The organism is Pseudonocardia ammonioxydans, from assembly GCF_900115005.1.
GTDB classification, from domain to species: Bacteria; Actinomycetota; Actinomycetes; order Mycobacteriales; family Pseudonocardiaceae; genus Pseudonocardia; species Pseudonocardia ammonioxydans.
Genome location: NZ_FOUY01000003.1, coordinates 101,936 through 128,813, shown reverse-complemented (window position 1 = coordinate 128,813; position 26,878 = coordinate 101,936). Strand labels below are relative to the sequence as shown.

The following is a 26,878-nucleotide window of genomic DNA, read 5'->3' as shown; positions in this document are numbered from 1 at the left end:
CGATCAGGAGATGGCGCGCCGGGCCCGGCGGCGGGCCAGCTCGTCCTCCGGCGCGTCGTCGACGGTCCCGCCGTCGGCACGCTCCGCCGGGAAGTCCTTGATCACGCCGCTGATCTCGCGCATCGCGCCCGAGACGGCGATGCCGAACACACCCTGCCCGCCCTGCAGCAGATCCACGACCTCCTCCGGGGAGGTGCACTCGTAGACCGTGGTGCCGTCGGAGAACAGCGTGATGCCGGCCAGATCTCTTATCCCGCGCCGACGCAGGTGCTCGACGGCGATCCTGATGTTCTGCAGGGACACGCCCGCGTCGAGCAGCCGCTTCACGATCTTGAGGACGAGCACGTCCTTGAACGAGTACAGCCGCTGGCTGCCCGAGCCCGCCGCGTTCCGTATGGACGGCGCGACCAGGCCCGTCCGCGCCCAGTAGTCGAGCTGCCGGTAGGTGATCCCGACGACCTGGCAGGCGGTCGGGCCACGGAAGCCGACGAGGCGGTCCTCCACCCCGTCCAGCCCGTCACCGACGAGCGGGTCCGGGAAGAGCTCTCCCTGGCCCGGCCCCTCGGGTGGTGGCGTCTGCACCGCGCGCTCTCCCTCATTCGGCGCACCGTGGCCCTGCGCCGCCCCCCTGATCACTCCGGGTGACGACGAGTTCCACGCTTGTCATCAGTCGTGATGACGGTATGCCCGGCGACCGGGACGGTCAACGCGGCTCGCCGACGGCCTTGTACCGGACACCGCGGCCGGCCTCAGCCGATCCCCGGACGATCACGGTCAACGGTCGGAAGACGCGCCGAGCGGCCGATCCGGCCTCGTCGGGTCTAGCCCGGCTGGGCGCCGCGGAAGTCCTCCGGCGAGACCGAGTCGAGGAACTCGCGGAACTTCTCGACCTCGTCCTCCTGCTCGTCGGGGATGACGAGCCCGGCCTCGGCGAGCACGCTCTCGTCGGCGTGCACCGGCACCCCGGTCCGCAGCGCCAGCGCGATCGAGTCGCTCGGCCGCGCGGACACCGTCACCCCGCCGTCGAAGATCAGCTCGGCGTAGAAGGTGCCCTCCTGCAGGTCGGTCACCCGCACCTGCTCGAGCCGCCTGCCGAGCGCCCCGATGACGTCCTTGAGGAGGTCGTGGGTCAACGGCCGGGCCGGCTTCACGCCCTGCTGCTCGAGGGCGATGGCCGTCGCCTCCACCGATCCGATCCAGATCGGGAGGTAGCGGTCGCCGTTGGTCTCCCGCAGCAACAGGATCGGCTGGTTCGCAGGCAGTTCGACCCGAACACCCACGACGCGCATCTCGCTCATCAGCCCGCCTCCCCGGCCCTCGCGGGCCTGTCGGCCGACCCGGATGGCCCCGCCACCCCGGCCGCCCGGATCACCTTGCTCGCCCTGGTCCGTGTCATCTCGGCTGTGACACCTCGGGCCGCTCGTACTCCCGACACCGACACGTTCCGACGCTACACGGGCGAGGGCCCCGATGCGTGCCTCCGGACGGGGAGTGACGGCGCTGGCGGACGATCGTCACACGCTCGTCCCGCACGGCGTGTCGGCTCGACGTCCGCACGCCGGGGCCCGCGCCGGCGTCAGTCGCGGCCGGGCTCGCGGGGGCCGGTCAGGAAGACCAGCCGGAACTTGCCGATCTGGACCTCGTCACCGTTCGCGAGCACGGCGGTGTCCACCGGCTCACGGTTGACGTAGGTGCCGTTGAGGCTGCCCACGTCGACGACGACGAACTCGCCGGCGTCCCGGCGGAACTCGGCGTGCCGCCGGGAGACGGTCACGTCGTCGAGGAAGATGTCACTGTCCGGGTGCCGGCCGGCGCTGGTGGTCGGCACGTCGAGCAGGAAGCGCGAACCGGCGTTGGGACCGCGCCGGACGACCAGCAACGCCGACCCGGCGGGCAACCCGTCGACACCGGAGACAGCCGGTTCCTCGGTCGGCTGCTCGACGTCGGCAAGGAAGTCCGCCCGGAAGACCGACGTGGTCTCCGGTGCGCGCTCCGGTGGCACGTCGCGCGGGTCGTTCGTGGTCACCTCGGGGTCTCCTCCTGTAGGAAACGGGTCCGGACGCGGTCCGGAGGGCGATCAGCGGCGCCGCTCGCGCGGACGCGGCGACGCCGGTGACGTGGCTGACGGTGTCAGGGGGACCGAACCTACCGGTCCGGCCCCGGCGGCGATACGGAGAACGCCGCCCGGGCCGGGTGGTGCGTCGGACGGTTCCTCAGGACCCGTCAGCGAGCTGGCGGTAGGCCTCGGCGTCGAGCATGCCGTCCAGCGAGGCGCCGTCGGCGAGCTTGATGTCGACGATCCACCCCTCGCCGTAGGGAGCCGAGTTGACCAGCTCCGGAGTGGCATCGAGCGCCTCGTTGACGGCCACCACCTCGCCACCGACGGGTGCGTAGATGTCCGAGACCGACTTGGTCGACTCGACCTCACCCATCGTGTCCCCCGCGGTCAGCGTGTCGCCGACCGTGGGCGGCTGGACGAACACCACATCCCCCAGCTGGGACTGGGCATGGTCGGTGATGCCGATCCGGACCACCCCGTCCCCGGTCTCGCGCACCCACTCGTGTGCCTCGGTATAGATCAGGTCCGACGGAATCTCCGAACTCACGCGGCGAGCCTAGCCCCCCGCACCGCCGTGATCGAACCGGGTGGGACCGGACGGTGGCGACCCGGCCACCGGACGGCGCAGCGCCAGCACGAACTGCATCAGGTAGAGCGCCCCGGACCAGAGGTAGAGCGCCACGCCCCACACCGCGAACGCGTGCGCGATCATCCGGACGACGGCCTCCGCGCCCGAGGGGCCGTCGCCGAGCAGCAGCAGCGGGAAGGCGTAGAGCAGGACGAACGTGGCCGCCTTGCCGAGGTAGACGACCTCGAACGGGCCGTAGCCGCGCCACCGCAGCACGAGCACGCAGCCGGCCAGCACGACGTCGCGCGCGACCAGTGCCGCCACCGCCCACCACGGGACGATGTCGCGCACCGCGAGACCGACCAGCGCGGCGAGGATGTAGAGGCGGTCCACCGCCGGGTCGAGCATCGCGCCGAGGCGGCTGTACTGGTCGAGGACCCGGGCGAGCTTGCCGTCGAGCCAGTCGGTGAACCCGCCGATCGCGAGCACCGCCACGGCCCAGCCGTCGGCCTGCGGGCCCAGCATCAGCCAGAGGAACAGCGGGACGCCGAGCAGCCGCAGCACGCTCAGCGCGTTCGGGACGGTCCAGAGCCGGTCCTCGCCGGTGGGCGGGCCCGCGACGTCGTGCACCGCTTCGCGCACCGTGTCCCGCACGGTGTCCCGGGCCGTCTCCCGCGCCTCGCGCACCGTCTCGCGGGCGTTGCGCCGTACGGCCCGGCCGGCTTCCTCCTCCCCGCCCACACGGCCAGCCTAGACATCCCCCGCCCCACTGTGCGCACCGCGCCCGGTGGGTGAGGATGGGGGCCGTGACGGACACAGAGACCACCGGACCCACCGGCAACGACAGCACGGCACTGCGGGAGATCCAGGCCCCGCTGAAGCAGCAGTACCGGGACGACCCGGACTCCGCGGTGGTCACCCTCTCCGCGGACGGCGAGCTGGGCAGCGGCGTCTCCTGCAAGGTGACGACCGGGCAGGCGCTGGCCGAGGCCGGCCTGCACCCCGCCACCGGTGGCGACGGCGCCCAGCTCTGCTCCGGCGACATGCTGCTCGAGGCACTGGTCGCCTGCGCGGGCGTGACCCTGCGGGCGGTCGCCACCTCGCTCGAGATGGAGGTCGACGGCAGCCTGCGGGCCGAGGGCGACCTCGACTTCCGCGGCACCCTGGGCGTGGCCAAGGACGCGCCGGTCGGCTTCCGCGAGATCCGCCTGACCTTCGACATCGACGCGCGCAGCGGCTCCGGGAAGGCCCCCGAGGACAAGGTCGCCACGCTGATCAAGCTGACCGAGCGCTACTGCGTCGTCCTGCAGACGATCAAGGGCAGCGCGACCACCTCGGTCGCGGTCACGACGCCGTCCTGACCCGACCGGCTGGGCCGGACGGTCGGAACGCGCCCCACCGTCCTGGCCCGGCCGGCCACCCCCGCCCGGATGTCACTGCCGTGCGCCGAACGGCGGTACTTTCCAGCACCCTGTCGCGTCCACCCGCGCGCACCGGCCGGTCGCGGCCCGCTCGTCGCGTGTCACTGTCTGTTCGGCGCCCGGCACGCTCCGAGGTCTCCGGGGTGGCGTTCGGACGTCCGTACGGTGAATACGTCCCGGGAGTCGTGACTGGGCGTACCCGTACTGCTGCGGGCGCGCCACGGCAGGTGATACGTGATCAAACTGGCGGGCGATCTGTCGTCCGGCGATCACGTCTGCGCGATCCCGGACAGTGCCGAACACCTCGGCGAGATCGCGGCCGGCTTCGTCGCGCACGGGCTGCTCCGGGGTGAGCGGGTCCTCTACTTCGACGACGACGGGGCGGCCGACGCGTTGCTGCGCAGGCTGGCCGAGGACGGCGTCGAGATCGACGGGCCGCTGCGCCGCGGACAGCTCGACATCCAGCCGGAGGAGGTCACCCGGCAGACGTTCCGGACCGCGCTGCCCGACGTCCACGCCGGCGTCAGCGCCCAGCTGGCACACTCGCTCGCCCAGGGCTGGGCGGGCACCCGGCTGACCGGCCAGATGCACTCCGCGATGGCGCCCGGTGCCGCCGGCACGCTGCCCGAGTACGACGGCCTGCTGGCCCGGCTGGTCCGCGAGAACCAGGACTCGCTCACCGCGCTGTGCACCTACGACCCGGGGCACTTCCCGGACGAGCAGATCGACATCATGCGCGCGCTGCACCGCGACCACCTGGCGCTGACCGGCGCCTACGACGACGGGCTGCTGCGCATCGTCCGGCTCGGGGTCGGGTACGCGCGCCTGGCCGGGGAGATCGACCACAGCAACCGGCCGAAGATCACCAACCTGCTGCACCAGCAGCTCGACGCCGTGCTGCGCTCCGCCGACGCACCGGCCGACATCGGGCTGGACATGGCCTCGGTGCGGTTCGTCGACGTCGCCTCGGCCGTCGCGTTCGTGCACGCCGCCGAGGGTTTCCCGGCCTCGCACCGGCTGGTCCTGCACCGTGTCCGACCCCGGGTGCAGCGGATCCTGGACCGGTGCGGGGCGGCGTTCTCCGCACAGCTCGCGTTCGACGACGACCCCCCGCCGGTCGATCCTCCCCCGCCCGCCCGGTGACCGGAGCGCCCCGATGCAGATCAACGCCGTCCCCCGCCCACCGGGCTTCGTGCACGCCCTGGTGCACGCCGACGACCCCGCCGAGCTGGTCTCGCAGGTCGTGCCGCCGGCCACGGCCGCGGTCCGCGACACCGGCGCCCGGCTGGTCGTGGCCGTCTCCGAGCCGGTCGAGCAGGCGCTGCGCGACGAGCTCGCCGGCACCGGAGCGCGCATCGAACGGCTGACCACGCTGACCCGGTCGGCCCGCGAGTCCGGGCAGACGGTCGCCGCATGGCGCTCGCGCGAGCTGCGGGCACTGGCCTCGCCCGGGAAGCCGGTGCTCGTGATCGCCGAGCACGACCCGGAGCTCGACGGCGTCGACGGCGGGTTCTGGACCGAGCTCGAGGCGGCACTGAACATCTCGCTGAACGGCCTGCCGGTCACCCAGCTCTGCGCCTACCCGCGGCTGCCGCTGCACGGCGCCGTCGGCGACGCCGCGCTGGCCAACCACCCGGTGCGGCTGCGCGGCGAGGAGCTGGTGGCCAACCCCGCGCACCGGCCGCCCGCCGAGGTGCTCGCCCGGTGGCCGTTCGCGCCGCCGCACCTGCTCGGCCCCCCGGATCTCCGCCTGCGGTACAACACCTTCGAGCTCTCCCGGGTCCGCGACGCCGTCGAGCGGGCCGCCCGGACCTGCGCGTTCGACCCGGTCCGCGGGGAGGACATGGTGCAGGCGGTGAACGAGGTCGCCACCAACGCCGTCGAGCACGGCTCGGTGGAGGCCGGGCTCTCGATCTGGACCAGTCCGGGCGAGCTGGTGTGCGAGGTGCAGGACGCCGGCGGCGACAGCACTGCCGGCGGCGGACCGGCACTGCCGCTGATCGGGCTGGCCCCGCCGCACCCGTCGCAGCCGCGCGGGCGGGGGACGTGGATCGCCCGCCAGCTCTGCGACAGCCTGCACGTGTGGCGCGGGCGCGAGGGCACCCACGTGCGGCTGCTGGCCCGCTCCTGAGCACCGGGTCCCGTCCCGCCCCGCCCACCGCCGCGAGGGGGCGGTGGGAAATCCCTCACCCGGCTCTCACGTCCCGGACCGGGCTCGGCTATCGTGGGCAGGCGAGCACACCGCACGGAGACGCCGCCCGCCGTCCGTGCTGGTGCGGTCTCGTCGTGCCCTCCTTGCGCCCCGCGGCCTCCCGCCCGGGTGGCGCACCCCGGCCCGGCGTCCGACCGCCTGCGGGCCGCACGCCACGACCGATCCGGGGAAACGGCCATGTCCGACGATCACTGTCGATCCAGTGAGTCCACGCCGAACGGCGACACCGACGGTTCCGTAGCGCAGGTACGCGTGCTGGGGGCCTTCGGCCTGCGGGTCGGGGGCCAGCCCGTCCCGCTGCCGGTCGACTCCCGCCGGCTGGTCGCCTACCTCGCCGTCCACCCGCGCCCGCAGCCGACGGCCGCGCTGGCCGCGGACCTGTGGCCGGGCGTGGATCCGGCCCCGGCGGCCCGGCTGCTCGACGAGGCCGTCGCCGGGGTCGACGTCCCGGGGCTGCTCACCGCCGACGACCGGGGGCGGCTGCACCTCGACGACGACGTGACCGTCGACCTGGCCGAGGCGATGCTGCTGGTCCGGGGGCTGTCGGCGCCGAGCACGCTGCGCACGGTGCGCGAGATCGGCAGCCCGGGGACGGCGCCGCTCGAGGCGGACATCCTGCCGTCGTGGACCGCCCCGTGGATCGCCGTCGAGCGCGAGCGGTTCCGCCAGCTGCGCCTCGCCGCGCTGGAGGGCCTGTCCGGCACGCTGACCGCCGCGGACCGCCACGACGACGCCGTCGCCGTCGCCCGGCGGGCCGTGCAGTCCGCACCGAGCCGCGAGCGGTCCCGCCGCGCGCTGGTCGAGGCGCTGCTGGCCGGCGGGCACGTCGGTGACGCGCTCGCCGAGTACGAGCAGTTCCAGCAGCTGCTGCGCAACAGCGTCGGCGCCACGCCTGACTCCGAGCTCGACCGGCTGCTCGCCCCGCTCGACTCCGGCTGGCCGCTCGGCCCGGGCCTGCACCGCCCGGTGCAGCGCTGGGGCGTCGGGCTCCCCGGCGTGTCCCGCCCGGAACGGCGCAAGCGCCGCCTGGCCGCGGGCAGCCCGGCCAGCGGGCGGTAGCCGCCCCGTACCCACGGCCGGACGCCCCGGCCGCGGCCCCCGAGGGGGCTCGCGGACCGGGGCGTCCGTGTACGTGTGCCGATCAGTGGAAGCGCGGGCGCCGCTTCTCCCCGAACGCGGCGAGCCCCTCGGCGCCCTCGGGTCCGGCCGCGCAGGTGGCGATCGAGTCGGACTCGGCGTCGAGCTGCTCGGCGAACGACATCTCCCAGGTCCCGGCGAGCAGGTTCCGGATCTGTCCGAGCGCCGCGGTCGGGCCCTGCGCCAGCCGGTGTGCCGTCGCCGCCGCCTCCTCGGCCACCGCGTCGTCGTCGACCACCGAGGCCAGCAGGCCGAGCTCGGTGAGCGTGTCGGCCTCCAGCACCTCGTCGGTGAGCAGGATGCGCCGGGCCCGGGCCATGCCGACCAGCCGCGGCAGTGTCCAGCTCATGCCGCCGTCCGGCGAGAAGCCGATCCCCGGGTAGGCGGGACGCATCCGGGTCGACCGGCCACCGACGGCGATGTCGCAGGCCAGCACGACGCTCATGCCCGCGCCGGCGGCCCAGCCGGCGACCGCGGCGACCGTCGGCACCGGTGCGGTCGCCAGCGGGCGCTGCAGCGCGTGGAAGGTGTCGGCCAGGGCGTGCACGTAGGCGTAGCGGTCCTCGGCACCGGCGAAGGCGCGCACGTCGCCGCCGGTGCAGAAGTTGTCGCCGTCACCGTGGAGCAGGACCGCGCCGACGCTGTCGGGGTCGGCTGGGTCCTGCCCGGCCAGCTTCTCCAGGGCGGCGCCGACCTCCTGCATCGCCGGGCCGTCGAGGGTGCCGTGCCTGCCGGTCGAGATCCGGCACCGCAGCACCCGGCCGTCACGCTCCACTGCGGACTTCTCGTTCGACGTTCCGCCGGCCGTCTCGCTGGACATCGCGCTCACCCCAGCTTCCGCAGCTTCGGCAGGACGTCCTCGGTGAACTGCGTGAGGAAGCGTTCCTGGTCGCCGCCCGGCCCGTGGACGACGAGGTGGTTGAGCCCCGCGTCGAGGTAGGGCCGGATCTGCTCGACGGCCTGGTCCGGGTCGGAGGCGACGATCCAGCGCTGGGTGACCTGCTCGATCGGCAGCTCGTCGGCGAGGCGCTCCATCTCCTGCGAGGACCCCACCGAGTGCTTCTGCTCCGGCGTGAGCGACAGCGGCGCCCAGAAGCGGCAGTTCTCCTGCGCCGCCTCCGGGTCCCGGTCGTAGCTGATCTTGATCTCGATCATCTTGTCGATCGCGCCCGCGTCGCGGCCCTCCTTGTCCGCACCCTCGGCCACGCCGGGCAGGAGCTTGTCGGTGTAGAGCTCCATCCCCTTGCCGGAGGTGCAGATGAAGCCGTCGCCCTGGCGTCCGGCGTAGCGGGCGACCATCGGGCCGCCGGCCGCGATGTAGACCGGGACCGGCTGCTCGGGCCGGTCGTAGATCGTGGCGTCGACGAGGGTGTAGTAGTCGCCCTCCACGCTGACCGTGTCCTCGGTCCACAGTGCCCGCATCAGGCGCACGGCCTCGCGCAGCCGCGCGAAACGCTCCTTGAACTCCGGCCACTCCCGGCCGGAGACGGCGATCTCGTTCAGCGCCTCGCCGGTGCCGACCCCGAGCGTGGTGCGCCCGCCGGTCAGCATCGACATCGTCGCGAACGTCTGGGCCAGCACGGCCGGGTTGTAGCGGAAGGTCGGGGTCAGCACCGAGGTGCCGATCTGCACCCGCTCGGTCCGCTCACCGACCGCCGCCATCCAGGGCAGGGCGGCCGGCGCGTGCCCGCCGGTGTGCCGCCAGGGCAGGAAGTGGTCCGAGGCCCAGACGCTGTCGAGCCCCAGCCGCTCGGCGAGCACGGCGTACTCGACGAGGTCGCGTGGGCCGAATTGCTCGGCCGACGCCTTGTATCCGATCTTGAGATCCACGGATCAGTCCTTACCGCGTGCCGGGCGCGCCCATCGGTCGACGCGCCGTGTCGCCCCCGACGTTGCCACACCGGGCCGCTCCCCGGTGCACGCCCGAGCCCGGCATCGTCCCGGCCGGGTCATCGGCGTGTCGGTCGTCACCACGGGCCGGGCTTTCGTACGGTGCGTGCACTGCCGGTTCACCCGATCGAGGTACGACGATGCCCGATACCCGCCGCCGGGCGACGCTGGGCCGGATCGTGCGCCCGCCCTACCTGCAGCGCTGGGCGGTCCTCATCGCCGTCGTCGTCACGCTGGTCGTGCTCGCCGTCGCCGGCATCGCCCGGATCGCGGGCGGTGGCGCACCGGCCACCGCGGCCGAGCAGGGGACGCTCCAGTCGGCGCCGGTCGACCCGGCGGTCCGGACGACGACGGCCGCGGGCGGGCGGACCGTGGCCCTGACCTTCGACGACGGCCCCGACCCGGTGATCACCCCGCAGGTGCTCGACCTGCTGGCCCGCCACGACGCCCGCGCCACGTTCTGCGTCGTCACCCGCAACGCGATGGAGCACTGGCGACTGGTGCGCCGGGCGGTCGCGGAGGGCCACCGGCTCTGCGACCACACCTCGGCCCACGACGCCGCCCTCGGGACGGCGTCACCACAGGAGATCGGCCGGGCCCTGCGGATCTCCCGGACCGAGCTCAGCGCCGCCGCGGGCGACCCGGACGCGCCCGTGACGCTGTTCCGCGCTCCCGAGGGCGCCTGGTCGCCCGCCCTCACCGAGGGCGCGGCCGCGGCGGGCATGACGCCCCTGGGCTGGTCGGTCGACCCCCGGGACTGGGCCGGTGCCCCGGCCGCGTCGATCGTCGCGACCGTGCAGCGGGACCTGCGCGACGGCGGCGTCATCCTGCTGCACGACGGTGGCGGCACCCGCACCGAGACCGTCGCGGCGCTGGGCGTCCTGCTCGGGTGGCTGCGCGAGCAGGGTTACCGCGTCGTCCTCCCGGACGCCCCCGCCGAGCCGGGGCGGGCCGGTGCACCCGCACCCGGCGACGCCGGCTGAACCCGGCTCGTACGATCGACCCCGTGTTCGACGCCTCCTCCGACGCGGACGAGATCCCGCTCCCGCCCGAGCCCGAGGACGACCACGGCTGGGAGCCGCCGCCGGAGGACGACCTGCCCGCTGCAGCGGCGTCCGGTCCGCCACCGGTGCGCTCGTCGGACCCGCACGAGGTGCTGCGCCGGGTGTTCGGCTACGACGGGTTCCGCGGCGACCAGCAGGAGATCGTCGAGCACGTCACCGGCGGCGGCGACGCGCTCGTCCTCATGCCCACCGGCGGGGGCAAGTCGCTGTGCTACCAGGTGCCCTCGCTGGCCCGCTCGGGCACCGGCGTGGTGATCTCCCCGCTGATCGCGCTGATGCAGGACCAGGTGGACGCGCTGCGCGCGCTGGGCGTGCGCGCCGGGTTCCTCAACTCCACACAGGACGCCGACGAGCGCAGGCTGACCGAGCAGGAGTTCCTGGCCGGTGAGCTCGACCTGCTCTATCTGGCTCCCGAGCGGCTGCGCGTCGAGTCCTGCGTCCGGCTGCTGGAGCGGGGCCGGATCGCGCTGTTCGCGATCGACGAGGCGCACTGCGTCGCCCAGTGGGGCCACGACTTCCGCCCGGACTACCTGCTGCTCTCCGAGCTGCCGAAGCGCTGGCCGGACGTGCCGCGGGTCGCGCTCACCGCGACCGCGACCGACGCCACCCGCACCGAGATCGCCCAGCGCCTCGAGCTGGCGCAGGCGCGGCACTTCGTCGCGAGCTTCGACCGGCCGAACATCGCCTACCGGATCGTTCCGAAGAACGAGCCGCGCCGTCAGCTGCTCGACCTGCTGCGCACCGAGCACCCCGGTGACGCGGGGATCGTCTACTGCCTGTCCCGCAAGTCGGTCGAGCAGACCGCGGAGGCCCTCACCGCGCAGGGCATCCGCGCGCTGCCCTACCACGCGGGTCTGGACGCCGCGGTCCGGCGGGAGAACCAGGCGCGGTTCCTGCGCGAGGACGGCGTGGTGATGGTCGCGACGATCGCGTTCGGAATGGGGATCGACAAGCCCGACGTCCGGTTCGTGGCCCACCTGGACCTGCCGAAGTCGGTCGAGGGCTACTACCAGGAGACCGGCCGCGCGGGCCGCGACGGCGAGCCGTCGACGGCGTGGCTGGCCTACGGGCTGCCCGACGTGGTCCAGCAACGCAAGATGATCGACGACTCGGACGGCGACGCCGCGCACAAGCGCCGGCTGCGGGCGCACCTCGACGCGATGCTGGCGCTGTGCGAGACCACCGAGTGCCGCCGCGCCCAGCTGCTGCGCTACTTCGGCCAGGATCTCGGCACCGCGAGCTGCGGGAACTGCGACACCTGCCTGACACCGGTGTCGTCGTGGGACGGGACGGTCGCCGCGCAGAAGGTGCTCTCCACGGTCTGGCGGCTCAAGAACGAGCGCCGGCAGAGCTTCGGCGCGGTGCACGTCATCGACATCCTGCTCGGCAGGCGCACCTCGAAGATCGACCAGTTCTCGCACGACGAGCTGTCCGTCTTCGGTGTCGGCTCCGACCTCACGGAACCCCAGTGGCGCAGCGTGATCCGTCAGCTCGTGGCGCGTGGCCTGCTGACCGTCGGCGGGGCGCACTCGACGCTGGTGTTCACCGACGAGTCCCCCGCCGTGATGCGCGGTGAGCAGCCGCTGACCCTGCGGACCGAGCCGGAACGCGCCACCCGCGGCTCCCGGTCGCGGTCCGGCGGCTCCAAGCCCCCCGCCGCCGAGCTGTCCGCGGACGCCGCACCGGTGTTCGAACGGCTACGGGCGTGGCGCGCCGCCGCCGCGAAGGAGCAGGGCGTGCCCGCCTATGTGATTTTCCACGACGCGACGCTGCGCGAGATCGCGTCCCGCTCCCCCGCCGACCGGGCCTCGCTCGGGACGATCTCCGGGATCGGCGAGGGCAAGCTCGCCCGCTACGGCGACCAGGTGCTCGAGGTCGTGCACGGGGGCGACGACCAGCTGTGAGGCCCGAGGTGCGCCGGGCGTCGCGGACGGTAGGTGTCCGCGTCGGCTCGTAGCGTGCCCGGCATGACACGAACCGGCACCACGATGGACTGGAACCGGGAGCTGCGCGAGCAGCTCACCTTCGGGTGGGAGCACCTTCTGCGCCCCCGGTTCGAGGGCCTGACCGACGACGAGTACTTCTGGGAGCCCGCGCCCGGTACGTGGAGCGTGCGCCCGCGCGGCGAGGCGGTCTCCTCGCACAGCGCGGGCGCCGGCGACCTGGTCGTGGACTTCGCCTTCCCCGAGCCCGACCCGCCCCCGGTCACGACGATCGCCTGGCGGCTCGCGCACGTGATCGTCGGGGTGTTCGGGATGCGCAACCACGCCCACTTCGGCGGCCCGCCGGTCGACTACGCCTCGCACACCTACGCCGCGGGAGCCGACGAGGCGCTGGCCCAGCTCGACGAGCACTACCGCCGCTGGACCGAGGGCGTGGCCGCGCTGGGTACCGACGGCCTGAGCAGGCCCTGCGGGCCCGCCGAGGGCCCGTACGCGGACGCGCCGCTGGCGGCGCTCGTCCTGCACATCCACCGCGAGGTGCTCCACCACGGCGCCGAGATCGCGCTGCTGCGCGACCTGTACCGGGCCGCCCCGCCCGGTACGTGACGACGGCCACAACCGACGTCACTGGTGCCTGCCCCCGGTTCCGGCCGGGTGCCCGTCGGCTTACCGACCGGGGTGCACCACGCAAGCATCAACCGGCATGACCAGCTCTCTCACCCGCAACGACTTCGCGGCCCTGTCCCGGCGCATCGCCGACGCCGGACTGACCGCTCGCCGTCCCGGCTACTACGTGCTGCGGTTCGCCCTGGTCGGCGGCGCCTACGTCGGTGCGTGGTGCGCCGTGGTCGCGCTCGGCGACTCGTGGTGGCAGGTCGCGGTCGCCGCGTTCCTGGCCGTCGTGTTCGCCCAGGTCGCCCTGCTCGCGCACGACGTCGCGCACCGCCAGGTGTTCCGCCGGGCCCGCACCTCGATGCTCGTCGGCCGGATCCTGGGCAATCTCGGCATCGGCATGTCCTACAGCTGGTGGATGGACAAGCACACCCGCCACCACGCGCACCCGAACCACGCCGAGCGGGATCCCGACGTCGAGCCGGACCTGCTGGTCTGGTCGCCGGACCAGGCCCGCGCCAGCAGCGGCCTGCCCCGGTGGTTCGGCCGCTACCAGGCGTGGCTGTTCGTCCCCGCGCTGCTGCTGGAGGGCTTCTTCCTGCACTACGCCGGGTTCCGTGCCTGCCTGGACCGCTCCACCCGCGGCCGGGGCACCGAGGCGACCCTGCTGTTCGCGCACGTGCTGCTCTACGTGGCGCTGGTGTTCGGCGTGCTGCCGCTGGGCAAGGCCGTGGTGTTCGTGCTGGTGCACCAGATGCTGTGGGGTCTCTACATGGGCGCCACGTTCGCCCCGAACCACAAGGGGATGCCGATGCGCAGCGGCGACGAGCCGGAGGACTTCCTGCGTCGCCAGGTGCTGACCTCGCGCAACATCGCCGGCGGCCGCCTGGTCGACATCGCCTACGGCGGGCTGAACCACCAGATCGAGCACCACCTGTTCCCGGCGATGCCCTCGGTCAACCTGCGCCGCGCCCAGCCGATCGTGGCCGCCTACTGCGCCGAGATCGGTGTGCCGTACCTGCGGACCGGTCTGGTCGACTCCTACGCGCAGACGCTGCGCTCGCTGCACGCGGCCGGGGCCCCGCTGCGCACCCCCGAACGAACCGGGTGATCGGGCAGTGGTGGTGGATCGGTGCCGGATCCGGCACCGATCCACCACGACTCCCCGATCATGAGGACGAGCGGCCGAGCCCCTTCAGCACCGGGGGCAGCTCGCCCGAGTACAGGACCCCGAGGCGCTGGGTCGCCCGGGTCAGCGCCACGTACAGGTCGTTGCGCCCCCGCGGCGACTCGTCGAGGATCTCCTGGGGCTCGAGGACCAGCACCGCGTCGAACTCCAGGCCCTTCGACGCGCCCACCGGCAGCACCACCACGGCGACGTCGAGGTCGTCCGGGTCGGAGTCGGCCCCGACGAGACCCGCGTCCACCAGCGCGGCCCGGGCCTCGGGCAGGCGCGCGGCCGGGACGAGCACCGCCGTGCGGCCCTCCCCCACGGCGTCGCGCTCGGCCGCGACCCGCGCGGCGAGCGTCCGGTTCCGCCCCGCCGCGTCGCCCGGCAGGACCTCGGCCCACGGCGGCACCCCGGTCGAGCGCACCGACGACGGCGGCTCCAGCGAGGCGTCGATCTCGGTCAGGACGTCGTCGGCCACGTCGGCGATCTCCGCCGGGGTCCGGTAGTTCACGGTCAGCTGCTCGAGCCGCCAGCGGCGGGCCACGAACGGCGAGAGCACCTCGTCCCAGGAGCCGGCGCCGCCGCGGTCCCCGGTCTGGGCGATGTCCCCGACCAGGGTCATCGACCGGGAGGGGGCGCGGCGCATGATCATCCGCCAGGCCATCGCCGAGAGCTCCTGCGCCTCGTCGACGATCACGTGCCCGTAGGTCCACTCGCGGTCGGCGGCAGCCCGCTCGGCGGTGGAGTCGTAGCGCTGCACCTGCATGCGCTCGGCGAGCCGGTCGGCGTCGATGATGTCGGTGGCGCGCAGGAGCTCCGGGTCGAGGTCCTCCTCCAGGTCCAGCACGTCGAGCACGCCCTGGGCGTACTCGACCTCCTCGCGCAGCGCGGCCGCCTCGGCCGCCGCCTGCGCGGACCCGTCGTCCCCGAGCAGCTCGGCCGCCTCGTCGAGCAACGCGACGTCCGCGACCGACCAGTGCAGCTCGTAGGGCTCGTCCTCGCCCGGCGCGGGCCGTTCGAGCAGCGCCCGCTCCGCGGCCGGGATCCGCCGGGCCACCGAGTTGAGCCGCTTGCGGTCGGCGAACAGGTCGGTGAGCAGCCGCTCCGGGGAGAGCGTCGGCCACAGCGCCTCGAGCTCGGTGCGGATCTCGGCGGACTCGGCCAGCTCGTCGCGGATGTCCTCGACGTCGCGCCGGTCCAGCAGCTCGGCCCCGACCGAGCGGGCGACCTGCTCGGCGAGCAGCCGCAGCAGCTCCTTGCGGAAGACCCGCCGGGCCTCGTTGTGCGGCTTGCGGGAACGCCGGGCACGGGTGCGGGCCTGGCTGACGGTGTCCCGGTCGAGCACCACCCGCTGCTGCTCCACGACGAGCTCGACCGGCGTGCGCGGCACCTGCTGGCGGTCGCGCACCGCCGCAGCGAGAACCTTGGCCATCTCCGCCCGGCCCTTGAGCTCGGCGGTCGCCGGGTCCTCCCGGCGGCGCGCGTCGAGGCCCGGGTAGAGCTGGGCGACCGTGCCGAGCACGACCGAGGTCTCCCCCAGCGAGGGCAGGACCTGGCCGATGTAGCGCAGGAACGTCGGGTTCGGCCCGACGACGAGCACGCCGCGGCGGGCCAGCCGGTCGCGGTGGGTGTAGAGCAGGTAGGCCGCACGGTGCAGCGCCACCGCCGTCTTGCCGGTACCCGGGCCGCCCTGCACCACCAGCACCCCGGACGGCTTGGACCGGATGATGCGGTCCTGCTCGCCCTGGATGGTCGCGACGATGTCGCCCATCCGGCCGGTGCGTGCCTCGGACACCGCGGCGAGCAGCGCGGCCTCGCTGGTCAGTCCCGATCCGGCGCGAGCCTTCTCCTCGTCGTCCATCTCGGCGAGGTTGAGCGGCTCGTCGTCGATCGCGACGACCTGGCGCAACCGGGTGCGCAGGTGCCGGCGGCGGCGCATCTGTTCCGGGTTCGCCGCCGTCGCCGTGTAGAACGGGCGCGCCGCGGGGGCCCGCCAGTCCATCAGCAGCGGCTCGTACTCGTTCTGCTCGTCGAGCAGCCCGATCCGGCCGATGTAGCGGGTCTCCCCGGAGTCGGTGTCCAGCCGGCCGAATGCGAGGCCGTGCTCGGCGGCACGCAGCGCCGCCAGCCGGTCCGCGAGCAGCGCCGCCGCGGCGTCGCGCTGGCTCAGCGCCTGCGGCGTGCCGACCGTCTCCTCGCGCAGCGTGTCGGCGAGCCGCTTCGCGGTGTCACGCCGCCGGTCCTCGAGCAGCGTGTAGAGCATGTCCACATAGGACCGTTCATGGGCGAGCTCCGGGTCGTCCGGGATCGCGGAGCCAGGGGTGGGTTCGGGCACGGCGCGGGCATCCTCCACCGAGGAGACGAACACGATCGCGCACACGTGTCTTCACGTGGCGCGACGTACCAACGTACCAGCGCCGCGCCCGGACCCGGTCAGGTGCGCTGGCGCGGCGCCCGGCCGTAGGGCTGCTCGACGGCCTCCACCCACTCCGGGGCCGGGACCGGTGCCGTCACCGGCGCCTCCCCGTCGAGGGCGATCGGCTCACCGTGGTGGCGCAGCCGCATCGGAGCCCCCTCGTGCAGCTGGTACTCGACCTCCTCCGGCGTGATCGTCACGCGCAGCCGGCGGCCCTGCCACTTCAGCCCGAACGAGATCCGCGACAGCGACGGCGGGAGCACCGGCGCGAACGAGAGCCCGTCGGCCTCGCAGCGCATCCCGCCGAAGCCGAGCACCACCGCGGTCCAGGTGCCCGACATCGACGCGATGTGCATGCCGTGGTCGGTGTTGCCCGCCAGGTCGTGCAGGTCCACCAGGGCGGCCTCGGCGAGGTACTGGTGGGCCAGCTCCAGGTGCCCGGTGCGGGCGGCCATCACCGACTGGGTGCACGCCGACAGCGACGAGTCCCGCACGGTGATCGCCTCGTAGTAGGCGAAGTTGCGCCGCTTCTGCTCGTCGGTGAACTCGTCCGGGAAGATCTGCATCGCCAGGACGAGGTCGGCCTGCTTGACCACCTGCTTGCGGTACAGGTCGAAGTAGGGGTAGTTCAGCAGCAGCGGGTAGCGCTCGGCGGGGGTGTCCTCGAAGTTCCACAGCTGGTGGTCGGTGAACCCCTCGGACTGCGGGTGCACGCGCAGCCGCTCGTCGAACGGGATGAGCATGGCCGTGGCCGCGTCCCGCCAGGACGCGATCTCCTCGGAGTCGACACCGAGCCGGGCCGCCGAGCGCGGGTGCTTGGCCGCGACCTCGGCCGCGTAGCGCAGGTTCTGCTGGGCCATCAGGTTGGTGTAGACGTTGTTGTCCGCGATCGCGGAGTACTCGTCCGGCCCGGTCACCCCGTCGATGCGGAAGTTGCCCGCCGAGTCGTGGTGGCCCAGCGAGCGCCACAGCCGCGCGGTGGCGACCAGCAGCTCGAGTCCGACCTCGAGTTCGAACGCGGTGTCCCCGGTGGCGGCCACGTGCCGGCGCACGGCGTCGGCGATGTCGGCGTTGATGTGGAACGCCGCGGTGCCGGCCGGCCAGTAGCCCGAGCACTCGTGCCCGCGGATCGTGCGCCACGGGAACGCCGCCCCCTTCAGCCCGAGCGTCTCGGCCCGCTCGAACGCCTGGGGCAGGATCGAGCGCCGCCAGCGCAGCGCGTCGGCGGCCGCGTCCGGGGCGACGAACGAGAGCACCTGCAGGCAGAACGTCTCGGTGTCCCAGAAGGTGTGGCCGTCGTACCCGTCGCCGGTGAGCCCCTTGGCCGGGATGCAGCGGCGCTCGGCACGCGCACCGGCCTGCAGGATGTGGAAGGTCGCCAGCCGGATCGCCTGCTGCAGCTCGGCGTCACCGTCGATCTCGACGTCGGCGGTGGCCCAGAAGTCGTCGAGGTAGGCGCGCTGCTCGGCGACCAGCCCGTCCCAGCCGGTGTAGCGGGCGGCGGCGATCGCGGCGCGGACCTGGTCGTAGACCGCGGGCAGGCTGCGCCGCGACGACCAGCCGTAGGACAGGTACTTGACCACGCGCAGGGTCTGGCCGGGGCGGACCCGGGCGATGATCGTGGTGCGGGCCAGGTCCTCGTTGGCGTCGGTGGAGACCTGCACGCCCTCCGGCCCGGTGACCTCGTGCTCCATCGCCGCACCGCAGCGCAGCTCGGAGGTGCGGGTGCGGTGCACGAGGGTGGCGCCGGCGTCACCGGCGCGGCACTGCTCCGGCTCCAGGACGTTGTCCAGCGCGGTGTCCAGTCGCGGGTCGTCCTCGCCGCGGCCGGGCAGCTGCTCGTTGGCGACCAGCTCGGACTGCAGCACCAGCAGCGCGCCGTCACCGTTGGCGTCGGCACCCTCACCACTACCGGCGCCGTTACCGTTGCCGGTGCCGACCAGCTCGACCTCGTAGCAGATCGCCGCGATCGCCCGCTGGGTCAGCGACACCAGCCGCGTCGAGCGGACCTTCACCGCGCGCCCGGCCGGGGACTCCCACTCCACCTCGCGCGACAGGGTGCCCGCCTGCATGTCCAGCACCCGCTCGTGGCGGCGCAGCGTGCCGTAGCGCAGGTCGAACGGCTCGTCGTCGACCAGCAGCCGGATCAGCTTGCCGTTGGTGACGTTGACGACCGTCTGCCCGGACTCCGGGTAGCCGTAGCCGGCCTCGGCGTAGGGCAGCGGGCGCACCTCGTAGAACGAGTTCAGGTAGGTGCCCGGCAGGACGTGCGGCTCCCCCTCGTCGAGGTTGCCGCGCAGGCCGATGTGCCCGTTGGACAGGGCGAACACCGATTCGGACTGGCCCAGCACGCCCAGGTCGAGACGCGGCTCGCGCACGCACCACGGCTCGACGGTGAAGGTGGGCAGGTGATCGGGCTTCACGAACGCTCCAGCAGGTCGGCGAGATCGGTGACGACGACGTCGGCGCCGTGCTCACGCAGCGCGGCGGCCTGGTCGAGGCGGTCGACGCCGATGACGGCGCCGAACCCTCCGGCGCGGCCGGCCTCCACACCGGCCAGCGCGTCCTCGAACACCACGGCGGCGGCCTTGTCGACCCCCAGGTCGGCCGCGGCGGCGAGGAAGGTGTCGGGGGCGGGCTTGCCGGGCAGGCCCCGCTCGCGGGCGGTGACGCCGTCGACCCGGTGGTCCACGAACCGCTCGAGCCCGGTCACCCGCAGGATCTGCTCGGCGTTTGCCGAGGAAGACACGACCGCGGTGCGCAGCCCGGCCCCCGTCACCGCCTCGAGGTAACGGCGCGAGCCCGGGTAGACGTCGACCCCTTCGGTGATCTTGACCTGGACCAGGTCGTTCTTGCGGGTCGACAGGCCCCACAGGGTCTCGGCGTCGGCCGGGTCGCCGGGGGTGCCCTCCGGCAGGGTGATCCCGCGGGAGGCGAGGAAGCCGCGGGTGCCCTCCAGGCGGGGCCGGCCGTCGACGTAGGGCCCGTAGTCCGCGGTGGCGTCGAACGGCGTGAAGCCCGCGCCGTCGCGCGAACGCAGGTACTCGTCGAACATCTGTTTCCACGCCGCGGCGTGCACGCTCGCGGTGTCGGTCAGCACGCCGTCGAGGTCGAACAGGCACACACGTGTGCCCTCGGGCAGCCCCAGCATGGCGCGCACGGTATCCGGATCGATGAAGCTGCGCCCTCCCGGGGAGTACGACGGCGAGCGCGAGCCGGGGTCGCTATCCGGCCGGTACGTCCAGCGGCAGGCTGAGCAGGACGAACGGGTCGTCGGCGGCATCCGGCCGGTCGGGACGGGCCGGGCGTACCTCCACCCGGCAGCTCCCGCCGGAGAGCCGCACGTGCACCGCGCCGCCCTCGGGGACGGGCTCGATCTCCTCCTGCACCCCGCGCCGCACCGCCGCCAGCACCATCAGCGGCGCGACCGCGGCGGCCGGGTCGGCGCCGGCCTCGCGCGGGTCGTCGACCTCGGCGTGCAGCCGGGTCCCGAACCGGGTGCGTTCGATCTGCAGGTACGCCCGGACCGCCGCGAGCTCCTCGTCGAGCCGGATCGCCGGTTCCTCCGCGCGGTCGGCGGCCCGGGACAGGTCGGCGAAGCCGAGCAGCAGCTCGCGGGCCTGCGGCGGGTCGGTCCGCACGAGTGCGGCGATCGTGTTGAGGGTGTTGTAGACGAAGTGCTGCTCGAGGCGCCGGGACAGCGGCCCGTGCCAGGGCCCCGGCCGGTCCGGTGGCACCGGTTCCTCCGCCGGTCCGGCAGCGGACTGCTCCGCACCGGGCCGGGCGGACGGACCGGTGGCGGGCTGGTCCACGGTGGACTGGTCCGCCGTGGGCCGGTCCGCGGCAGACCGATCCGTGGAAGACCGGTCCGCGGCAGACCGGCCCGTGGCGGGCACCTCCGCGCCGGGCCGGTCCGTGGCGGAGGGATCGGTGGCGGACCGGTCCGCGACGTGCTGATCGGCGGCGGCCCGGGCCGCGGCCGCCCGGTCCGTCGAGGGCGACTTCGTGCCGGACCGGCCCGCGGCAGGCCGTTCCGCCGCAGACCGTTCCGCGGTAGCCCGGTCCGTGGCGGGCCGTTCCGCGGTAGGCCGTTCTATGGCAGACCGTTCCGCGGTAGGCCGGTCCTCGGTAGATCGGTCCGCGGTAGGCCGGTGCGCGGTGCGCCCGTCCGTGGCGGGCCGATCCTCGGCAGGAGGGTCTGTGGCGGGTCGCCGGCCGGCGGGCGGTGCGGCCGTGGCGGTCGACGACGCCGGGGCGGCCCGGCCGGCCGACGTCCGCTTCCCCCGCCCGGCCGGCGTGCTCCGGGCCCCGCCGGCGGCCTCGGCCGTGGCCGGCGCAGAGGCCGTGGCAGGGGCGGTGCCAGGAGCTCCGCCGGTCTCGGCGTGAGCCCCGGCGGAGGCGGCGGCCTCGGCGTGGGCGGCGACCTCGATGTGGGCGGCGAGCTCGGCGTCCTGCTCGTCGGGCGGCACGAGACCCCGCCACGAGGGCAGCGCGAGCCGTCCGGCCGCCGTCCGCCCCCGGTGCTCCACCGCCGCGACCAGCCCGGGGGCCAGCCAGCGCGCGCCGTCCGCGATGCCCTCCGGCACGTCGCGCGGCGGCGCGTCCACGACGGGCGCCCGGACCAGGGTGCGGGCGTCGGCGTCGGCCGCACCGACCCCGACCCGCCCGACGTAGCGCGGGCCGTCCGGGCCGGGCAGCGCCAGCAGCACCGCGGCGACGCGCTCGCGACCGGCCGCCGGCCGCGTTCCCGACCCACCCGGACCGGGCCCGGCCGAACCCGCGCCACCCGAGCCCGGGCCACCCGAGCCCGACCCGCCGGCCGGGACCCAGCCCGCGACCAGCACCTGGCGGCGGCGCCGCAGCGGGACCCGCAACCAGTGCCGGGTGCGCCGCCCCGGCTGGTAGGGCACGTCGAGGCGCTTGAGGTGCAGCCCGTCGAGGCCGTAGCGCTCCGCGGTCCGCGCGACGAGATCGGCCTCGTCCAGCCCGAACGACGGCGGCACGAGGATCTTCGGCCCGGCCAGGTCGAGCGCCTCCAGCTCGGAACGGCGCCGCCGGTAGGGCAGGTCCATGATCCGCCGGCCGTCGCACCAGAGCAGGTCGGTGATCACGTAGCCGACGGGGACCTCGGCCCGCAGCGCGTCGTCCGGGGCGAGTGTCGCGGTGCGCCGCAGCAGCGGCCCGCGGGACGGGCGTCCGGCCTCGTCCAGTGCGACGACGGTGCCGTCGAGCACCATCCCGCCGGGCGGGCAGCCCTGCGCCAGCACGGCCAGCTCGGGGAACGAGCCGGTCACGCTGCGTGCGGTCGACGACAGCAGCCGGACCTTCGCCGGGCGGACGTAGGCCACGCAGCGGTGGCCCTCCCAGCCGAACTCGACCGCCCAGCGGCCCGGGTCGGTCGCGTCGGAGAGCTCGCCCGAGGCGGGCAGCATCGGCGGCACGAGATCGGGAAGGGGCGACCCCGACCCGGATGCTCCTGCGCCGACCACCAGCACACCGTAGCCGCGCACGGGCAGGCCGATTCCGGCCCTGCGCGGCGCGCGCGGGCCGCCAGGCACAATCGCAGGCACCATGACAGCGCTTCCGACCCTGACCGACCGCCTCCCCCGCTCACCCGACGCCGACCCCGCCGAGCTGGTGGACACCTTCGCCGACTGGGCGTTCGAGGAGCGCGGCCTGTCGCTCTATCCGGCGCAGGAGGAGGCGCTGCTGGAGCTGGTCACCGGCGCCAACGTCATCCTGTCCACGCCGACCGGCTCCGGGAAGTCGCTGGTCGCGATCGGGGCGCACGCCGCCGCGCTGGCCCGCGGGGAGCGCACCTTCTACACCGCTCCGATCAAGGCGCTGGTCAGCGAGAAGTTCTTCGCGCTGTGCGAGGTCTTCGGCGCGGACAAGGTCGGCATGCTCACCGGCGACGCCGCGGTGAACGAGAAGGCACCGATCATCTGCTGCACCGCCGAGATCCTCGCGAACCTGGCCCTGCGCACCGGGGCCGGCGCCGACGTCGGGTCGGTGGTCATGGACGAGTTCCACTTCTACGCCGACCCGTCGCGCGGCTGGGCCTGGCAGGTGCCGATCATCGAGCTGCCGCAGGCGCAGTTCCTGCTGATGAGCGCCACGCTCGGCGACACCACCTTCTTCCGCGACGACCTGACGCGGCGCACCGGCCGGGAGACCGCCGAGATCACCTCGGTGGAACGGCCGGTGCCGCTGCACTTCCGCTACGTGCTCGAGCCGCTGCACGAGACGATCGGCGAGCTGCTGGCGACCCGCGAGGCGCCGGTCTACGTCGTCCACTTCACCCAGCAGGCGGCCGTCGAGCGGGCGCAGGCGCTGATGAGCGTCAACGTGACCTCCAAGGAGGACAAGGCGGCGATCGCCGAGACGATCGGGGCGTTCCGCTTCTCCTCCGGGTTCGGCCGCACCCTGTCGCGGCTGGTGCGCCACGGGATAGGTGTGCACCACGCCGGGATGCTGCCCCGCTACCGGCGCCTGGTGGAGACCCTCGCCCAGGCCGGGCTGCTCAAGGTCATCTGCGGCACGGACACCCTCGGTGTCGGGATCAACGTGCCGATCCGGACGGTGCTGTTCACCGCCCTGAGCAAGTACGACGGCCGCCGCGTGCGCCCGCTCAAGGCCCGCGAGTTCCACCAGATCGCCGGCCGCGCCGGACGGGCCGGCTACGACACGGTCGGCACCGTCGTCGCGCAGGCGCCCGAGCACGAGATCGAGAACGCGAAGGCGCTCGCCAAGGCCGGGGACGATCCGAAGAAGCGGCGCAAGGTCCAGCGCAAGCAGCCGCCGGACGGGTTCGTCGGCTGGTCGCAGACGTCCTACGAGAAGCTGCAGCAGGCCCGGCCCGAGGCGCTGACCAGCCACTTCGAGGTCACCCACGCGTTGCTGCTCAACGTGATCGCCCGCGGTGGCGACACCTACGCGGCGATGGAGCACCTGCTCACCGACAACCACGAGCCCCGCAACCGGCAGCGCAAGCACATGCTGCGCGCGATCGCGATCTACCGCGCGCTGCGGACGGCCGGGGTGGTCGAGGAGTACGCCGAACCCGGTGCGGCCCGGCCGCGCGTGCGGATCGTCGACGAGCTGCAGCTGGACTTCGCGCTCAACCAGCCGTTGTCGCCGTTCGCGCTCGCCGCGATCGACCTGCTCGACGCCGAGACCCCCGACTACGCCCTCGACGTGCTGTCGGTCATCGAGTCCACCCTGGACGACCCGCGGCAGGTGCTCGCGGCGCAGCAGAACAAGGCCCGGGGTGAGGCCGTCGCGGCGATGAAGGCCGAGGGGCTGGAGTACGAGGAGCGCATGGCGCGGCTCGAGGAGGTCACCCACCCCAAGCCGCTCGAGGAGATGCTGCACGCCGCGCTGGAGACCTACCGCCGCGGCGCCCCGTGGGTCGCCGACGCCACCCTGTCGCCCAAGTCGGTGGTGCGGGACATGAGCGAGCGGGCGATGACCTTCACCGAGTACGTCTCGCACTACCAGCTCGCCCGCTCGGAGGGCCTGGTGCTGCGCTACCTGGCCGATGCCTACCGGGCCCTGCGCCAGACCGTCCCGGAGCACGCCCGCACCGAGGAGCTCTCCGACCTCATCGAGTGGCTCGGCGAGCTGGTCCGCCAGACCGACTCCTCGCTGCTCGACGAGTGGGAGAAGCTCGCCGCCGGGGCCGACAGCGAGGACGGCGAGGTGCTCCCGCCCGGGGCCGAGGTCGGCGTCGCGGCGCCGGCCGGGGTCTCGGGCAACGTGCGCGCGTTCCGGGTGCTGGTGCGCAACGCGCTGTTCCGCCGGGTCGAGCTGGCCGCCCTCGGCCGCTACGCCGAGCTGGGCGAGCTCGACGCCGACGCCGGCTGGACCGCGCAGCGCTGGCGGGAGGCCCTGGAGCCGTACTACGAGGTCCACGACCGGATCGGCTTCGGGCCGGACGCCCGCGGCCCCGAGCTGTTCGACCTCACCGAGGAGCCGGACCGCTGGCTGGTGCGCCAGGTGCTCGACGACCCGGCAGGCGACCGGGACTGGGCGATCACCGCCGAGATCGACCTGGCTGCCTCCGACGAGGCCGGGGAGGCAGTCGTGTGGGTGACGGCGGTGACCGACGGGTCCTGAAACGACCCGATCCGTGGCCCGGCTGTAACCCGGTCGGCCCCATGGGAGCCCGGGGATCGGTTACCGTGTCTCGATCATGAAAGGGACTCCCTCCACCGGAGACGAACGGGGGCGGTGGATGCAGCAGGCCGACGTCGCCGCTACACGCGCCGACCAGGGCCCGGCCCTGCTCGCCGCCGGGGTTCCCGCCGTCGCCGCGCTCGCCGGGTCGTGGGCCGCCGAGCTGGCCCGCCACTGCGTGCCCTCGGAGGCCGACCTGCGGCCGCTGCTGGAACACCCGGCGGCCCGGCTGCGGGAGGCCGCGCTCGCCGAGCGGCTCGACCCGGCCGTCCCCGCCGACGCGGGCCGGGGCCTGCTCGACGCCCGGGTCACCGACCCGGTGTGCCTGGAGGTCAGCGTCGCGCTGCTCGGTGAGCTGCTGGCACCGGCCGCGGACACCGCGGCCCGCACCCGCAGGCTCGCCGCGGTGCAGGGCGCGTTCGCCCGGGGCTTCCTGGAGTCCGCGCGCCGGCAGGCCCTCGCCGAGCACGAGCAGATCACCCGGGCCGCGCTCGAGGCCCGCGCCGTCGCCGAGCGCGCCCGCTGGGCGTCCGAGGCGCGGTTCGCGGCGATGTTCGACTCGGCCGCGGTCGGCATCATCATCTTCGACCCGGACGTGGCGTCGATCGAGGCGAACGAGGCCGCCGCGGCGATGCTCGGCTACAGCCGGGCCCAGCTCGCGGCCATGAACGTCGTCGAGTTCGTGCCGGTCGAGGAGGCCCCCGAGGTCTGGGCCGAACGGACCCGGCTGCTGGAGGGCACGCTGGACCGGCTCCGGCTCGTGCGCTCGGTGCGCCGGGCCGACGACGCCGAGATCTGGATCGACGCGGTGGTGACCCCGCTGCGTGAGGCCGACGGGTCGGCGCACCGGCTCGTCGCGGTCATCTCCGACGTCACCGACCAGCTCGAGCTGCAGCAGCGCCTGGAGCACCAGGCCTCGCACGATCCGCTCACCGGGCTGCCGAACCGGTCCCTGTTCTTCGCCCGCCTCGGGGCCGCACTCACCGACGCCGGGACCGACGGCGCCCGCGCCGGGGTCTGCTACCTCGACCTCGACGGTTTCAAGGTCGTCAACGACACCCTCGGCCACCAGGCGGGCGACCGCCTGCTCCAGGCGCTGGCCGACCGGCTGCGCGCGGTGCTGGAGCCGGACGGGCACCTGGTCGCGCGGATGGGCGGCGACGAGTTCGTCGTCCTGGTGCCGAGCTGCCGCGACCGCGCGAGCCTGGAGGAGATCGCCGGCCGGGCGCTGGACACGGTGCGCCGCCCGGTGCGGATCGACGGGCGCGACATCGTGATCTCGGCCAGCGTCGGTGTGGTGCGGCACGACGGCGAGCTGGGCCCGGACGAGCTGATGCAGGCCGCCGACACGACCCTGTACTCGGCCAAGCGGTCCGGCCGGGGCCGCTACGCCCTCTACGACCGCGAGCGGCACCGCTCCGACGTCCGCCGCTTCGAGCTGTCCTCGCAGATGCCCGAGGCGCTGCGCCGCGACGACTTCGTGGTCGTCTACCAGCCGCTGGTCCGGCTCGCCGACGAGCGGACGATCGGGGTCGAGGCACTGGTGCGCTGGCAGCGGCCCGACGGGGAGCTGCTCGGCCCGGACCGGTTCATCCCACTCGCCGAGGAGACCGGCCTGGTCGTCCCCCTGGGGCGCCGGGTGCTCGACGAGGCGTGCCGCCAGGGCCGGGTCTGGGCCGACGCGCACCCGGAGCAGCCGCTGCTGGTGAGCGTGAACGTCGCGGCCCGCCAGATCGGCGAGTCCGACCTGGTCGCCGACGTCGCCGCCACCCTCGAACGGCACGACTGGCCGGCCGGGCAGCTGCAGATCGAGCTGACCGAGTCCGACCTGATGGGCTCACCGGGGCGGCCGCTGGCCACGCTGCGCGAGCTGGACCGGATGGGCGTGCGGATCGCGATCGACGACTTCGGCACCGGCTACTCGAACTTGGCCTACCTGCGCCACCTGCCGGTGCACGTGCTGAAGCTGGCCGGGCACTTCGTCGCCGGGTCGGCCGAGCGCGACGACGTCATCCTGCGCACCCTGATCTCGCTGGCCTCCGCGCTGGACCTGGAGGTCACCGCGGAGGCGGTCGAGACCCGCGAGCAGGCCGCCCGGCTGCGCGGCTACGGCTGCGCGAACGCCCAGGGCTGGTACTACGCGCCGGCCGTGGTCCCGGAACGGGTCCCGGAGCTGATCCGCGACCCGTTCCTGCGGACGCCCTGAC

General features: G+C 74.2%; 21 protein-coding genes. 10 read left to right on the top strand and 11 right to left on the bottom strand.

The window, feature by feature from the left end:
* Nucleotides 1-3: 3 nt before the first annotated feature.
* The 5 genes from BM093_RS04900 to clsA form a co-directional block, all read right to left on the bottom strand.
* Nucleotides 4-582 (bottom strand): MerR family transcriptional regulator, encoded by a 579-nt coding sequence (locus BM093_RS04900; protein ID WP_218162664.1) that lies wholly within the window; start codon nucleotides 580-582, stop codon nucleotides 4-6.
* Nucleotides 583-821: 239 nt separating this feature from the next.
* Nucleotides 822-1,298, bottom strand: coding sequence for a bifunctional nuclease family protein (locus tag BM093_RS04895; protein ID WP_010224693.1), 477 nt, complete (start codon nucleotides 1,296-1,298; stop codon nucleotides 822-824).
* Between the two features lie 278 nt (nucleotides 1,299-1,576).
* The gene (gene garA, locus BM093_RS04890) at nucleotides 1,577-2,026 is read right to left on the bottom strand and encodes a glycogen accumulation regulator GarA (protein WP_093337799.1); all 450 of its coding nucleotides are present in this window, start codon (nucleotides 2,024-2,026) and stop codon (nucleotides 1,577-1,579) included.
* 187 nt (nucleotides 2,027-2,213) lie between these two features.
* Nucleotides 2,214-2,606, bottom strand: a complete 393-nt coding sequence (gene gcvH, locus BM093_RS04885; RefSeq protein ID WP_093337797.1) for a glycine cleavage system protein GcvH — start codon at nucleotides 2,604-2,606, stop codon at nucleotides 2,214-2,216.
* A 9-nt stretch (nucleotides 2,607-2,615) separates the two neighbouring features.
* Entirely contained in the window at nucleotides 2,616-3,257 is a 642-nt protein-coding gene (clsA, locus tag BM093_RS04880) for a cardiolipin synthase ClsA (RefSeq protein ID WP_093338105.1), read from the bottom strand.
* A gap of 176 nt (nucleotides 3,258-3,433) precedes the next feature.
* On the opposite strand from clsA, the gene BM093_RS04875 reads away from it, so the two are divergent.
* The 4 genes from BM093_RS04875 (at nucleotide 3,434) to BM093_RS04860 (ending at nucleotide 7,319) form a co-directional block, all read left to right on the top strand.
* Nucleotides 3,434-3,988, top strand: coding sequence for an OsmC family protein (locus tag BM093_RS04875; RefSeq protein WP_245773305.1), 555 nt, complete (start codon nucleotides 3,434-3,436; stop codon nucleotides 3,986-3,988).
* A gap of 294 nt (nucleotides 3,989-4,282) precedes the next feature.
* Nucleotides 4,283-5,191, top strand: coding sequence for an MEDS domain-containing protein (locus BM093_RS04870; RefSeq protein WP_093337793.1), 909 nt, complete (start codon nucleotides 4,283-4,285; stop codon nucleotides 5,189-5,191).
* A 13-nt stretch (nucleotides 5,192-5,204) separates the two neighbouring features.
* Entirely contained in the window at nucleotides 5,205-6,179 is a 975-nt protein-coding gene (locus tag BM093_RS04865) for an ATP-binding protein (RefSeq protein ID WP_093337790.1), read from the top strand.
* A gap of 258 nt (nucleotides 6,180-6,437) precedes the next feature.
* Nucleotides 6,438-7,319 (top strand): AfsR/SARP family transcriptional regulator, encoded by an 882-nt coding sequence (locus BM093_RS04860; protein WP_143105261.1) that lies wholly within the window; start codon nucleotides 6,438-6,440, stop codon nucleotides 7,317-7,319.
* Between the two features lie 82 nt (nucleotides 7,320-7,401).
* Here the strand turns inward: BM093_RS04860 and BM093_RS04855 are convergent, their stop codons facing one another.
* Complete coding sequence (locus tag BM093_RS04855) at nucleotides 7,402-8,217, bottom strand: enoyl-CoA hydratase/isomerase family protein (protein ID WP_093338103.1); 816 nt, start codon at nucleotides 8,215-8,217, stop codon at nucleotides 7,402-7,404.
* Between the two features lie 5 nt (nucleotides 8,218-8,222).
* On the bottom strand, nucleotides 8,223-9,227 hold the full coding sequence (gene fgd, locus BM093_RS04850) for a glucose-6-phosphate dehydrogenase (coenzyme-F420) (protein WP_093337785.1): 1,005 nt from the start codon (nucleotides 9,225-9,227) through the stop codon (nucleotides 8,223-8,225).
* Nucleotides 9,228-9,427: 200 nt separating this feature from the next.
* Here fgd and BM093_RS04845 point away from each other — a divergent pair, with 200 nt between their 5' ends.
* The 4 genes from BM093_RS04845 (at nucleotide 9,428) to BM093_RS04830 (ending at nucleotide 14,017) form a co-directional block, all read left to right on the top strand.
* Entirely contained in the window at nucleotides 9,428-10,270 is an 843-nt protein-coding gene (locus tag BM093_RS04845; protein WP_093337783.1) for a polysaccharide deacetylase family protein, read from the top strand.
* A 146-nt stretch (nucleotides 10,271-10,416) separates the two neighbouring features.
* Entirely contained in the window at nucleotides 10,417-12,255 is a 1,839-nt protein-coding gene (recQ, locus tag BM093_RS04840; RefSeq protein WP_093338100.1) for a DNA helicase RecQ, read from the top strand.
* Nucleotides 12,256-12,318: 63 nt separating this feature from the next.
* A complete protein-coding gene (locus BM093_RS04835; RefSeq protein WP_245773304.1) occupies nucleotides 12,319-12,900 on the top strand; it encodes a DinB family protein in 582 nt (193 codons plus the stop codon).
* A gap of 97 nt (nucleotides 12,901-12,997) precedes the next feature.
* Entirely contained in the window at nucleotides 12,998-14,017 is a 1,020-nt protein-coding gene (locus BM093_RS04830; protein ID WP_093337779.1) for a fatty acid desaturase family protein, read from the top strand.
* Nucleotides 14,018-14,075: 58 nt separating this feature from the next.
* On the opposite strand, the gene BM093_RS04825 is transcribed toward BM093_RS04830, so the two are convergent.
* The 4 genes from BM093_RS04825 to BM093_RS04810 form a co-directional block, all read right to left on the bottom strand.
* A complete protein-coding gene (locus tag BM093_RS04825; RefSeq protein WP_177238281.1) occupies nucleotides 14,076-16,340 on the bottom strand; it encodes a HelD family protein in 2,265 nt (754 codons plus the stop codon).
* A gap of 170 nt (nucleotides 16,341-16,510) precedes the next feature.
* The gene (locus BM093_RS04820) at nucleotides 16,511-18,916 is read right to left on the bottom strand and encodes a glycoside hydrolase family 65 protein (RefSeq protein ID WP_093337777.1); all 2,406 of its coding nucleotides are present in this window, start codon (nucleotides 18,914-18,916) and stop codon (nucleotides 16,511-16,513) included.
* Complete coding sequence (locus BM093_RS04815) at nucleotides 18,913-19,644, bottom strand: beta-phosphoglucomutase family hydrolase (protein WP_093337775.1); 732 nt, start codon at nucleotides 19,642-19,644, stop codon at nucleotides 18,913-18,915. The genes BM093_RS04820 and BM093_RS04815 overlap by 4 nt, the downstream gene beginning before the upstream one ends.
* A 73-nt stretch (nucleotides 19,645-19,717) precedes the next feature.
* Nucleotides 19,718-21,925: a histidine kinase gene (locus BM093_RS04810; protein ID WP_177238266.1), complete on the bottom strand. Its 2,208-nt coding sequence runs from the start codon at nucleotides 21,923-21,925 to the stop codon at nucleotides 19,718-19,720.
* Nucleotides 21,926-22,064: 139 nt separating this feature from the next.
* Here BM093_RS04810 and BM093_RS04805 point away from each other — a divergent pair, with 139 nt between their 5' ends.
* Both BM093_RS04805 and BM093_RS04800 read left to right on the top strand, forming a co-directional pair.
* Nucleotides 22,065-24,611, top strand: a complete 2,547-nt coding sequence (locus BM093_RS04805; protein ID WP_093337770.1) for a DEAD/DEAH box helicase — start codon at nucleotides 22,065-22,067, stop codon at nucleotides 24,609-24,611.
* 76 nt (nucleotides 24,612-24,687) lie between these two features.
* Nucleotides 24,688-26,877: a putative bifunctional diguanylate cyclase/phosphodiesterase gene (locus BM093_RS04800; protein WP_143105260.1), complete on the top strand. Its 2,190-nt coding sequence runs from the start codon at nucleotides 24,688-24,690 to the stop codon at nucleotides 26,875-26,877.
* Nucleotide 26,878: the final 1 nt, after the last annotated feature.